Raw genomic sequence first — 12,045 nt, 5'->3', positions numbered from 1 at the left:
GATACAACCCACACACGTCAGATGGTCCCCGCCTTGACGGCGTCGACAACCCAGGGTATGACCTCGTCGAGCATGGCATCCAGGGTAGTTGTCGCCTCGAAGCCGAGTACCTCCGACGCCTTGTGGACGTCGGGCGAGCGCAGCTGCACGTCATGCTCGAACGGCGGATCGCTTTCGTAGCGAAACGGGGTGTCGGGCCGCATTTTGCGCCAGATCACCTCGGCCAGTTCCAGCACCGTGGTGGCCTCGGGCGTGGACAGGTTGAAGTCGCCGTTGAGCGCGGCCGGGTGCTCCATGCAGATGCGGATGCCGCGCGCCAGGTCACCACCGTAGGTGTAGTGCCGTATCTGGGTACCGTCGCCGAGAATGTGCAGCGGATCCTGACCCTTGGCCACCTTCTGGATCAGATCCGGCACCACATGGCTCATCGCGAGTTTGACGTTCCCGCTGGGGATTTCGTGCCCCCCCAGCGCCCGCTGCTCGCCGGTGCCGACACAGTTGAACGGGCGGATGATGGTGTACGGCAGCCCATACTGCTCGTAAGCACCGTGGGCGAAGTACTCGCAAGCCAGCTTCTGGAACCCGTAAGTGCTTGTCGGAGGCGGGCATTCGGTGATGTGCTTTTCCGGCGTCGGGAACACGGTGGCGTTCTCGAATACCATCGACGAACTGATAACGTTGATCTTCTTCAGCCAGCCCTTGCGATACGCGTAGATCGCGGTATCGAAGTGGGCGGCCGCAATTCGCTCATTTTCGGCCAGCAGGTCGTAGGCGTACTCGTGGAAATAGGTGATACCACCGATACGGGCCGCGCTGGCCACCATCTGATCGCAGCCTTCGACCAGCCGGAACATCAGGTCGACGTCTTTGACGTCACCCTCGACGAAGTGGTACCGCGGGTGGTCGTCGTAGCTTTTCGTAACCGGCCCGTATTTCGAGTAGTTGTCGATCCCAACGACATCGTGGCCGGCGCGCAGCAGCTCTTCGACGACATAGCCGTTGATGAATCCGGCGCTGCCGGTTACCAGGATCTTCACCGGGCCACCGCTTCCGGCCCCAAGGTAGCCAACTGGACTCCGTTGAGCGCTTCGGTGTCAAGCTCGCTCACATCCAGGCATCCCCAGACATCTTCGACGATCTTGCCCCGCGGTACCGAAAGGCCTCGGTAGGCCGAGTGGGGAACGCCGACCACGATGACGTCGGCACGATCCACCACGGTGTCCAGCGGGTAGTAGTCCTTGCCCTCCAAGAACGGATCGTGCAGCAGCACGTCCTTGGCTTCCAGCATCAGCAGATGCCGCAGTTTGAAACTGAGCGAGTCGCGGGTGTCGTCGCAATCGGCCTTGAACGTCATACCCAGGATGCCAACGGTCTTGTCGCGCAGGTTAACCCGGCGCTTGAGCATGTTGACGATGAACTGCGGCTGGCCCTCGTTGATGAGCATGGCCGCATGGCCGAGCATGAAATTGTTGTTGCTGAACGCCGCAAGCTGCATGGTGTCCTTCAGCAGACACGGGCCGGCCGCAAGCCCGGCCCGCGGCAGGCTGTCGACCCGAAAATTCTTGTAGGTGGCCGCATGGTGGACTCGGTCGAAGTCGAGCCCGGCTTCGCGGCTGAGCAGATAGAACTGGTTGGCAACCGCGAACTGGATATAGCGGTAGCTGTTGCAGAACAGTTTGGCCAGCTCGGCTTCCTGCGGCTCCACCTCGATGATCTCACCGGTGATTCGCGAGAAGAGCTCGCGCACCACCCGCCGACCCTCGGCGTCGAACCCGCTGATGACCTGCGGAATGATCCGCAGCTCCCGGATCGAATGTCCCTGAGCGATCCGCTCGGGACAGAAGGTGACGTGAACGCCGATCCCACGCTCGGTGAACATGTCCTGGACGCGCTGACTCAGTCCCGGGTAGACCGTGCTTCGCAGGACGAGCGTCTGGCCGTCGTGGAAGTAGGGGCTGATCTCGTCGATAATGCGAAAGAACGTGTGCGCCTGCGGTGTCAGGTATTCGTCGACCGGTGTGCCGACGACGCAGATCACGATGTCGGCATTCCTGACCACCCAGGAATCGGTGCTCGCGCTGATCCGCCCGGTCGGCAACAGCCGCTTGAGCAGATCCTCGGCGCCATTCTCGATGAAAGGCATCCGGCCGGCCATGATGGTCCGCAACGCCTCGGCGTTGGTGTCCAAGATGTCGACGGTGAAGCCCTCGTCCGCCAACACCAGCGCCAGTGGTAATCCGACATGCCCGGCGCCACCGACAATGCAAATACGCTCAGCGGGTTGAGTCGTCACGTGAACCGTCGCCTCCCCTTCCTGTTCCCGGTCTGGTCCGGGGTGCTGGACCATAACACCAACTGTCGTCTGTATAGATGGTGTTGGAGCCTACGAGACCAACGCCCGATTACGCGGTATTTCGCACGAACTAACAAGGCCGATCCCCCGCGGCTCCGTTGACGGCGGCAGCCTTTCGCCACAGCATTTCACGTAGGCGTCGACTTGTCTTTTGAATGACAAAGTTCCGGCACTCCGATTCTCTGGTTCTGTCCCGAGGCGACGCGAGCCCTAGTACCTTGGTCCACCATGGAGCTCGCGGGGGGCTTGGTAGCGCACACCAACACCGCCTATACCAACGAAGCGCGCAAGAAGTTGCGCTACACGGCCGTAGCGCTGGTCTTTCTGCCCATCGGACAAGGTCTCATCCAGGTCTTGGGTCCCTGGCTGAACAGCTACACCATCGCTTCGCTGCTGGCAGCAGCCATCGCCACGGTTCCCAACTTCTTCGCCAACAAGCACTTCGTCTGGCGTGTGGCGTCGGGCAAGAAGTCCGCGATGAACCTCCATCAACAGGTGCTGGTGTTCTGGACGGCGGTGATGCTGGCAGTCGGACTGGCCACCTACTTCACCTATCTGGTCGACAACGCGATGGCCGGTTACAGCAGACCCGTCCACGGCAGCGTGGTTTTCCTGGTTCAAGTGCTCGGCTTCGGCCTCGTATGGATCGGCCGCTACCTGATCCTGGATCGATGGCTGTTCCGCGAAATCCGCACCTGAATCGATAGCTTTCGGGAATGGTGACAACGCGCGCGGGACGCGTCAAGACATGGTGTTCAACGGCCGGTTGGGGGTCGGCTCGTTGGCAACGGTGCCTCGCCGCGCTGGTGACCGCCGTCCTGTTTTGGCCGCAGTCGTCGGTCGACGCCGATAGTGGGCTCGATCCGTCCTGGGAGGCCGCGGTCGCGCTGGCCCGGATCCACCACCTCGCATGGGGCCCCGAGATCGTTTTCACCTACGGGCCGCTGGCATTTCTGCAGAACACCGGCTATTACTCGACCCAGCAGGCGGTGCTCGCCACGCTTTACCAGGTAGCCGTCATCGCCGCGCTGTTCCTCGGTGTCACAGCGGCCATGCGTCGGCGCTACCCGGCGGCGACGGCGCTTCTCGGCGCATTCGTGACGACCGGAATCACTGCCATCCTGTTGGGTTCGATGTACCCCGAGGTGGTTGTTCTAGCCGCGTTCGCGTGGTCCGCACCGCTGCTCTTGGATGATGACGTGAAGCGGTCGACGACATTCATCACTTGTGTCGTGGTGGCCGCGGTCGGCGGCTTCGAGCTGCTGGTGAAGTTCAACACCGGACTCGTCATCGCGGCCATCGCGCTGACGGCGTCAATCTTGCGGGACTGGCGAGCCGTGGGGCGCCACTGCGCCACGGTGACCACTTTCGCGGTGTCCATCCCGATCTGGTGGCTGCTGGCGGGTCAACGACTGGGTAACCTGCCGGTCTGGCTTCGATACAGCGGCCAGATCGTCTCCGGCTACATCGAGGGGCAGGCCGTACCCATCCCACTCGATGCCGTCGGCGCGGTGCTGCTCACCGTTGCATGGCTCGTGGTGGTTTGCGCAATGCTGGTGCACGGCGGCCGACGGATCCCGCGCAATTACGCGGTGCTCGTCGCGGTCACGTCGGCGCTGATCGCCAAGAGCTCGTTCGGACGTTACGACACCAATCACTTTGCCGCGCTGTTGGGCCTGATGGTTGTCACGGTCGCCATCACCCCGCTCTACGGAATTCTCCGGCCTCGGTTCGAGATCGCCGTGGTGCTAATCCTCGTCGTGTTCCTTGCCGGGACCCTGGTCATCGAACAGCGGCCAGTTGCGGTGCTACAGGCTCCCCTGCGCGCCATGGATCGCCTGGCTACGCTCGCTTTCCCCGGTCGCGCGGCGGCGCACATCCAGCACAGCAAAGCACGCCAGCGCCGGCATTACGGCATTCCCGAGCGCTTCGTCGAGACCATCGGGTCTGCGCCAGTCCACGTTGACCCCGACGAGGCTTCGGTCGTATGGGCGTATGACTTCGACTGGCGCCCCGCACCCGTTTTCCAGACCTACTCGGCCTATACACCCGCGTTGGACAAACTGAACAGCGGAACCCTGGCAGACGGGCCACAATTCGTGGTGTCGCGACAATCCCCGACCTCGCCCACCACCGGCATCAACGGCCGGCTCGGCGTGCAGGAAAACCCGCTCTATTCGCGTGCGCTGCTGTGCGACTTTGCCGTACGCGGCGCGGAAAACCACTGGGAGCTGCTGGCACGCAGTCAACCCCGCTGCGGACCGCTCGTCTCGCTCTCGGAAGTCATTGTGCGCGACGGTAATCCGGTTACGGTGCCGGCACCGACCGGCCCCCAAATGGCGGTTTTAGTGGGCATCGACCTGGATCGGACCATCGTCGACAGGCTCTTCATGGGATCGCTCATACCACTGACCACTTTCACGGTGGTGCTCGACGGGGCCAGCTACCGTCTCACCGCCGGCAACGCCGCCGAGCCGTTTCTGGTCAGCACACCCGGCTTGGTCGATGCCACCAACCTCGAGATCCACTCTCGCACTATCAGCGTCGGCCGTAGTCGATCCTTGGGTCAGCACAGCCCCACCGCCCGCCTGCGCTTCTACGAAATGCGCATCGGCCCGTAATCACCACCTGTCCAGGCCTGCACACCGTCAGCGGCCGAGTTCGAGGCTTCTCCTCAGCGGGCAGGCGCGTCGGCACCGCACCCGGCCGGCAGTGCAGCAAGATGATGCTTCGAGCCCTCGGGGCCTTCAGGACCTTCAGGGGCGCCGTCAACCACCGAACACAAGGGGATGCGATGAGCAATCACACCTACCGCGTTATCGAGATCGTCGGAAGTTCACCCGACGGAATCGACGCGGCGATCCGCAATGGTCTGGATCGAGCGGCACAGACCATGCGCAGCCTGGACTGGTTCGAGGTCGAGTCGGTGCGCGGCCACCTGGTCGACGGCGCCGTCGGCCACTTTCAGGTGACCATGAAAGTCGGCTTCCGCCTGGAAGATTCGTAGCTACTAGCCTGCGACGGCTCCCGGCTCGGGCGAATACGGCGCCCCGAATCCCATCACCGGCTGGTAGCCGTGCTTGCGCGCCTTCTCGACAGCCTGCCTGATCAGGGCGTAGACGGCGACGAAACCGGCGTGGTCGGTCGCTACCAGCGGGGTCAGCAATCGATTGTGCACCAACGCGAATGCCACCCCGGTCGCCGGGTCTGTCCACCCGACCGAGCCGCCCATGCCGACATGCCCGAACCCCGGCATCAGATTGCCGATCGGGAAACTGTGATAGCCCAGGTGGAAGGCCATCGGCACGAACAGATTCCGATCCGGCCGAAGCCGCCGTTCACCTGTCAGCCCGGCGACCAGTTCCCGCGACAGGAATCGGGTGCCGTCGATCTCACCGCCGTTGGCGATCGCGCCGTACATCTTGGCCAGCGCCCGGGCAGTCACCACGCCGTTGGCGGCGGGGATCTCGGCGTCCAGCATGGGGGTGTCGCCCTGGACGGTGGCCAGGACGCCCGGGAAGTACATCGAGCGGAATCCGCCGGAGAACTGGTTGGCGATCTTGTGCATCGCATAGGTCAGCACCGGGTTGGCAGCGACATCCTGCGGCATGATGATCTGGGTCTCGCGGGTGGGTGATCCGGCCGGCGGTCGACCCAGATGGAAGCCGTCGGTGTCGAGTGGCTCGGCAAGTTCCTCGCGGAACAGGGTACGCATGCTCTTTCCGGTGACGGCCCTGGCTAGCCCGGACATCAGCCAGCCGAAGGTCAGGGCGTGATAGGCCGATTTGCCCAGCAGGCGGCCGGGAGCCGCGGCCGCCAGCCGCTCTTCCATCACGACGTGATCCATCAAATCGTCCAGGGTGGCGCCGCGCAGACCTGACAGACCGGCCTGGTGCCTCATCACGTCGCGGACGGTGAGCTTCTCCTTGCCGTTGGCCGCGAACTCCGGCCAATACGCGGCGACCGGGGCGTCGTAGTCGATCAGCCCGCGATCGGCCAGCCGGTGAATGACCGTGGCGGCCATGCCTTTGGTTGCCGAGAACACCATCGGCGCGCTGTCAGCCGACCACGGCACCTCGCCGCGCCGGTCGGCCCACCCTTTCCAGACGTCGACGACCGGCTGGCCGTCCAGATACACCGTCAGCGCCCCGCCGCCGGTCCGGCGGGACGGGAACATGCTGGAAAAGAAGCGAACGACGCACGCAAAGTGGGAGTCCGCCGCGCCGGACAGTCGATGACCTGCGTCAGGGTCATCGCGCTGAGGAACCGCGCGTCGATTGACTCCGATGTCTACCGTCACACCTTTGAATTTACTTGGATTTCACAGAGGGCAATGTCAAACCGGAATTATATTTACCGTTCCGTTAGGACGATGCTGCCTGGAGTATTTGCTGGGCAGCCAACGCCGGGGTCAACTCCCCGGCTCGGACCTGGCATTCCACAGCCGTGCGAATCTTGCGCACCTCCGGGTGCGACAGCACCCGGTCCAGCACCGCGTCGCGGACCAGCTGCCACGTCCAGTCGACCTGTTGCTCGCGTCGCCGGGCTTCGAACTCTCCCGCCTCGGTCAGCACCCGGCGATGTCGCTCGATGGTTTCCCATAGTTCGGTCAGACCCGTCCCCTCCACTGCGCTCATCGTGAGAACCGGTGGGCGCCAGAGTGTTTCATGGGGGTGGATCAATCTCATCGCCCCGGACAACTCTCGGGCAGCGATCCGCGCATCGCGCAGGTGCTCGCCGTCGGCCTTGTTCACCACCACGACGTCGGCGAGTTCCAGCACACCCTTTTTGATGCCCTGCAACTGGTCGCCGGCACGCGCCAGGGTCAGCAGCACGAAGGTGTCGACCATGTTGGCGACCGCGACCTCGGACTGGCCGACGCCGACGGTTTCGATCAGGATCACGTCGAAACCGGCAGCTTCCAACAGCACGACCGTTTCCCTGGTGGCCTTTGCTACTCCACCCAACGTGCCCGAGGTTGGTGAGGGCCGGATATAGGCATCCGGATGCATGGCCAGCCGCGCCATCCGCGTCTTGTCTCCCAGGATCGACCCACCGGTGCGCGTCGACGACGGGTCGACCGCGAGCACCGCCACCCTGTGCCCCCGCTCGATCAGGTACATCCCGAGCGCCTCGATGGCGGTCGACTTGCCCACGCCGGGAACGCCGGTGATGCCGACGCGATGCGCCTTGCCGGAATCCGGCAGCAACGCCAGCAGCAGCTGTTGCGCCCGCTCACGGTGGTCCGTGCGGGTGGACTCCAGCAGGGTGATGGCCCGTGGCAGCGCGGCGCGGTCGCCGCGCCGGATGGCCTCCGCGAGTTGTTCGGTGGTCACCGGGCCCGCCTCGTCGCAGGCGCCGAACGTAACGCCACTGCGAAAAAATGAGCCAAATTTCGCCGTGACGTCACGCTCGCGGGAAGGATTTGGCCGGCCACTAGTCCAGGTCGTATCCCAGACGTTCGGCCAACTTGTGCAGCAGGCCGATGGCGGCGTCGGCGATCACCGTCCCGGGCGGGTAGATGGCGGTCGCCCCGGCGGCGTAGAGCTCGTCGAAGTCACCGGGCGGGATGACGCCGCCGACCACGATCATGATGTCGGGCCGACCCACCTTGGCCAGCGCGTCGCGCAGCGCGGGCACCAGCGTCAGGTGGCCGGCAGCCAGCGAGGACACGCCGACGACGTGGACGTCGTTGTCGGCGGCTTGGCGGGCCACCTCCTCCGGCGTCGAGAACAGCGATCCGACGTCGACGTCGAACCCGATATCGGCGAATGCGGTGGCAATCACCTTCTGACCGCGGTCGTGGCCGTCCTGGCCCATCTTTGCCACCAGGATCCGCGGCCGGCGGCCGTCGGCATCGGCAAACTTCTCTACGAGTTCGGTTGCGGCAGCGATATTAGGGGCCCTTCCGACTTCGTCACGGTAGACGCCGGCGATGGTACGGATCTCGGCCTGGTGACGGCCGTACACCTTCTCCAGCGCGTCGGAGATCTCGCCGACGGTGGCCTTCGCGCGAGCGGCGTTGATGGCCAACGCCAGCAGATTATTGGCCAGCCCGTCTTCTCCGGCACGGCCGTGGGCGGACGCGGCGCGAGTCAGCTCGGCCAGGGCAGCCGCGACCACGGCGTGGTCGCGGCCGGCCCGCAGCTCCTGCAGCTTGGCCAACTGCTCGGCGCGCACCCGGCTGTTGTCGACCTTGAGCACCTCGATCTGTTGCTCCTCGTCGACCCGGTACTTGTTCACCCCGATCACCGGCTGCTGGCCGGAGTCGATGCGAGCCTGGGTGCGGGCGGCCGCCTCCTCGATGCGCAGCTTGGGAATGCCGTCACTGATGGCCTGCGCCATGCCCCCGTGCTCGGCGACCTCCTCGATGTGGGCCCGCGCCCGCTGGGCGAGCTGATGGGTCAGCCACTCCACGTAATACGAACCGCCCCAGGGGTCGATGGGCCTGGTGGTACCCGACTCTTGTTGCAGCAGCAGTTGGGTGTTGCGGGCGATGCGCGCCGAGAAGTCGGTGGGCAGTGCCAACGCCTCGTCGAGAGCATTCGTGTGCAACGACTGGGTGTGGCCCTGGGTTGCGGCCATCGCCTCGATGCAGGTGCGGGCCACGTTGTTGAACACGTCCTGTGCCGTCAGCGACCACCCCGAGGTCTGCGAATGAGTGCGCAGCGAGAGCGATTTCGGGCTTTGGGGCTCGAATTTGGCCACCAGCTCGCTCCACAGCAGTCGGCCGGCACGCAGCTTGGCGACTTCCATGAAGAAGTTCATCCCGATGCCCCAGAAGAAGGACAGCCGGGGCGCGAACGTGTCGATGTCCAAGCCGGCATCCAGGCCGGCCTTGATGTAGTCGACACCGTCGGCCAGGGTGTAGGCCAGCTCCAAATCTGCTGTGGCACCGGCCTCCTGGATGTGGTATCCGGAAATCGAGATGGAGTTGAACTTCGGCATTTTCGCGCTGGTGTAAGCGAAGATGTCGGAGATGATCCGCATCGACGGCTTGGGCGGATAGATGTAGGTGTTGCGGACCATGAACTCTTTGAGGATGTCGTTCTGGATGGTGCCGGCCAGCTTCTCCGGCGGCACGCCCTGCTCCTCGGCCGCGACCACATACAGCGCCAAAATGGGCAGCACCGCGCCATTCATCGTCATTGACACACTGACTGCGGACAGGTCGATTCCGTCGAACAACTGCCGCATGTCGAGGATGGAATCGATTGCCACGCCAGCCATTCCGACGTCGCCCTGCACTCGTGGGTGATCCGAGTCGTAGCCGCGGTGGGTGGCCAGGTCGAAGGCCACCGACAGGCCCTTCTGGCCGGCGGCCAGGTTACGGCGATAGAACGCGTTGGAGTCGGCGGCGGTGGAGAAGCCCGCGTATTGCCGGATGGTCCAGGGCTGGTTGACATACATCGTCGGATAAGGGCCACGCACAAAGGGGGGCTGGCCGGGAAAGCTGTGCAGCGGGTACCCCTGCGCGGCGGCGGCACGGCGATCGGCGGCGATGTAGACCGGTTTGACGTCGATGCCTTCCGGGGTGTGCCAGTGCAGTTGGTCGGGCTGGTAGGAGTGGGCGGCCGCGGCGGCGGCGACGAGCTCGTCCACCGCCTGTTCGGTGGCGGGATGCATGGCGCGATCGCCGTGCAGCGGGACATCGGCGAAACTGCCGATAGCGGGTACGGTCGTCGTCATCGTGGCTACGCTCCCAACCGGGTGAGCAAGTTCGACAAAGCTTCCAGCGCATTGATTTTCGCGGTAAGGAACTCATCGGGCCGATGAGTCGCCGGGTCCCCCAGCGCCGTTTCGGGGCCGGCCAGGCAGACGCGCTCTATGCCGGCGTTCCTCGCGGCCTGGGTCACGTCGACGGCCTCGTCTCGGTAGCGCCTGTCGGTACCGCAGATCACCGCCACTGTCGGCGACCCCCACTCCGCCACAACCTTTGCCACACCGGCCGCGTCGACTGTTCCGGGGTTGAGCGCCTCGATGCCGCCGGAGGCCAACAGGTTCGCCGCGAACGTCGTCCGGATGTTGTGCTCGGCCAGCGGACCCAACGGCAGCAACAGCGCTCGCGGTCGTGACCCGGTGCGGGCCAAGAAGCTATCCGAGCGATCGCGCAATGCTTCGAACCCGGCGGCATAGCGCACCACGGTTCCGCCGTTGCCCCGCGAATCACCTTGTAGCAGCGGGGGTTCCTCGAGATTCGCAAATTCGTTGACGCCGGTGATCGCGAGACGGCGATGCGCAATGTCGTCGGTGCGGCGGGCCGCAAGCTCGGCGATCCGGCCGGCGAGATAGTCGTGGGCGGCGACGAAACCGCCGTGCGCCTCGATGGATTGGAAATGTCGCCAAGCCTGCTGTGCCAGTTCCTCGGTGAGATCCTCGACGAACCACGACCCCCCGGCCGGATCCAGCACCCGGCCCACGTGTGATTCCTCCAGCAGCAATAGCTGAGTATTGCGGGCGATGCGGCGCGCGAAGCTGTTCGGGGTGCCGGGAAAGCCGCCGGGAATCGCCACATCGAACGGATACACCAGCACCGTGTCGGCGCCGCCGACACCCGCGCCGAAGGCTGCCAGGGTGCAACGCAGCATGTTCACCCACGGGTCTCGCTGGGTCATCATCGGCAGCGACGTCTCCGCGTGCACCCTGACCGCGCCGCCGTCCGGGTCCCCGGCGACCTCGGCGACGCGGGCCCACAACTGGCGGGCGGCCCGCATCTTGGCCAGCGTCATGAACTGGTCGTCGTCGGCGGCCAGCCGCAGGCTGATCTGCCGCAATGCCTCGCCGACCGGAATCCCGGATTCGGTGAGCAGCCGGAGATAGGCCACCCCCGCGGCGACGGTGGCGGCCAGTTCCCAGGCCGCGGTCGCGCCCAGGTTGTGAAAGGCAGGCCCGTCGACGGTGATGGCTCGCATACCCCGGTCACCCGCGACCCGCGCGGCGACCGCGACGATGTCCTCGACAGTCGGTACGGAACGGTCACTGAAAGAGGCTGTCAGCGGGTCGCCGCCCAGGTCGATCGACACGGTGGCGCGCTGGTCGGGCTCGAGTTCGGCCACCAGCGCGAGCATGGCATCGCAGGCCGCCGGGTAGTCGGCGCCGGCATCGAGGATGACCGGTGCCAGGTTCAGGTAAACACCGGCGAATAGCCGCTCGAGCTTGTCCGGTGCCACACCACCAGTACCCACCTTGATCAGCAGCGCGCTCACACCCTCGCCGAGTGCGGCCAGCACCGCCGCGTTGGCGTCTTCGGTGTCCGGGGCGTGCGCGTCCGGAAACGTCTCGGCGACCTTCCAGCCGGAATTGACGTCGCGCAGCACGTCGCTGCCGCGCACATAGGGCCATCGGCCGGGCAGGGAGGGCTCCGGCAGCTCGTCGAAAGCGGTGTAAAGCGCCCGAATGGCGAACCCGTCATAGGTCGGGGTGTCCAGCAAATGCTCGGGGTGGTCCCCGAGTTCTGTCGGGTCACGGCGAGTGGTCTTGGACAGCACACCGGAGACCGCAGTGCGCCAACGCTCGCGAACCTGTTCTAGGCCGGCGAGCCCGGGTACATCAATGGACACCGACTGCTCCTATTTATGCAGCAACTGACAACTTTGTTTCTGGTTGCTTCAGGACCGCCACTAACTAACAAGGCTAATTGATTGCGGCCGCCGCATAGGTGTCAAGGTCTGGCGACCGAGGCCGGAGCGTGA

General features: G+C 64.9%; 9 protein-coding genes. 3 read left to right on the top strand and 6 right to left on the bottom strand.

Annotated elements, in window-relative coordinates; all coding sequences use genetic code 11:
• Nucleotides 1–17: 17 nt before the first annotated feature.
• Nucleotides 18–1,037, bottom strand: coding sequence for an NAD-dependent epimerase/dehydratase family protein (locus B4U45_RS26725; RefSeq protein ID WP_075546109.1), 1,020 nt, complete (start codon nt 1,035–1,037; stop codon nt 18–20).
• Nucleotides 1,034–2,293: a nucleotide sugar dehydrogenase gene (locus B4U45_RS26720; protein WP_075546227.1), complete on the bottom strand. Its 1,260-nt coding sequence runs from the start codon at nt 2,291–2,293 to the stop codon at nt 1,034–1,036. Before B4U45_RS26720 ends, B4U45_RS26725 begins: the two co-directional genes overlap by 4 nt.
• Nucleotides 2,294–2,581: 288 nt before the next feature.
• Here B4U45_RS26720 and B4U45_RS26715 point away from each other — a divergent pair, with 288 nt between their 5' ends.
• From B4U45_RS26715 to B4U45_RS26705, 3 genes are all read left to right on the top strand, one after another.
• Complete coding sequence (locus B4U45_RS26715) at nt 2,582–3,052, top strand: GtrA family protein (protein WP_075546108.1); 471 nt, start codon at nt 2,582–2,584, stop codon at nt 3,050–3,052.
• 17 nt (nt 3,053–3,069) lie between these two features.
• Nucleotides 3,070–4,974 (top strand): hypothetical protein, encoded by a 1,905-nt coding sequence (locus B4U45_RS26710; RefSeq protein ID WP_075546107.1) that lies wholly within the window; start codon nt 3,070–3,072, stop codon nt 4,972–4,974.
• A gap of 173 nt (nt 4,975–5,147) precedes the next feature.
• The gene (locus B4U45_RS26705; RefSeq protein ID WP_023373419.1) at nt 5,148–5,360 is read left to right on the top strand and encodes a dodecin; all 213 of its coding nucleotides are present in this window, start codon (nt 5,148–5,150) and stop codon (nt 5,358–5,360) included.
• A 3-nt stretch (nt 5,361–5,363) separates the two neighbouring features.
• On the opposite strand, the gene lipL is transcribed toward B4U45_RS26705, so the two are convergent.
• From lipL to mutA, 4 genes are all read right to left on the bottom strand, one after another.
• The gene (lipL, locus tag B4U45_RS26700) at nt 5,364–6,653 is read right to left on the bottom strand and encodes an esterase/beta-lactamase LipL (RefSeq protein ID WP_075546106.1); all 1,290 of its coding nucleotides are present in this window, start codon (nt 6,651–6,653) and stop codon (nt 5,364–5,366) included.
• Nucleotides 6,654–6,717: 64 nt separating this feature from the next.
• Nucleotides 6,718–7,689, bottom strand: a complete 972-nt coding sequence (meaB, locus tag B4U45_RS26695; protein ID WP_075546105.1) for a methylmalonyl Co-A mutase-associated GTPase MeaB — start codon at nt 7,687–7,689, stop codon at nt 6,718–6,720.
• 100 nt (nt 7,690–7,789) lie between these two features.
• Complete coding sequence (gene scpA, locus B4U45_RS26690; protein ID WP_075546104.1) at nt 7,790–10,042, bottom strand: methylmalonyl-CoA mutase; 2,253 nt, start codon at nt 10,040–10,042, stop codon at nt 7,790–7,792.
• Between the two features lie 5 nt (nt 10,043–10,047).
• A complete protein-coding gene (mutA, locus tag B4U45_RS26685; protein WP_075546103.1) occupies nt 10,048–11,913 on the bottom strand; it encodes a methylmalonyl-CoA mutase small subunit in 1,866 nt (621 codons plus the stop codon).
• Nucleotides 11,914–12,045 lie beyond the last annotated feature (132 nt).

This window comes from Mycobacterium persicum (assembly GCF_002086915.1).
GTDB classification, from domain to species: Bacteria; Actinomycetota; Actinomycetes; order Mycobacteriales; family Mycobacteriaceae; genus Mycobacterium; species Mycobacterium persicum.
This window is presented reverse-complemented; position numbering and strand designations above follow the sequence as displayed.

Excerpts from the sequence above, each read along its gene's own strand:
- B4U45_RS26715 (WP_075546108.1), top strand. The coding sequence starts at position 2,582 with ATGGAGCTCGCGGGGGGCTTGGTAGCGCACACCAACACCGCCTATACC.
- B4U45_RS26705 (WP_023373419.1), top strand. The coding sequence starts at position 5,148 with ATGAGCAATCACACCTACCGCGTTATCGAGATCGTCGGAAGTTCACCC.
- B4U45_RS26710 (WP_075546107.1), top strand. The coding sequence starts at position 3,070 with ATGGTGACAACGCGCGCGGGACGCGTCAAGACATGGTGTTCAACGGCC.
- scpA (WP_075546104.1), bottom strand. The coding sequence starts at position 10,042 with ATGACGACGACCGTACCCGCTATCGGCAGTTTCGCCGATGTCCCGCTG.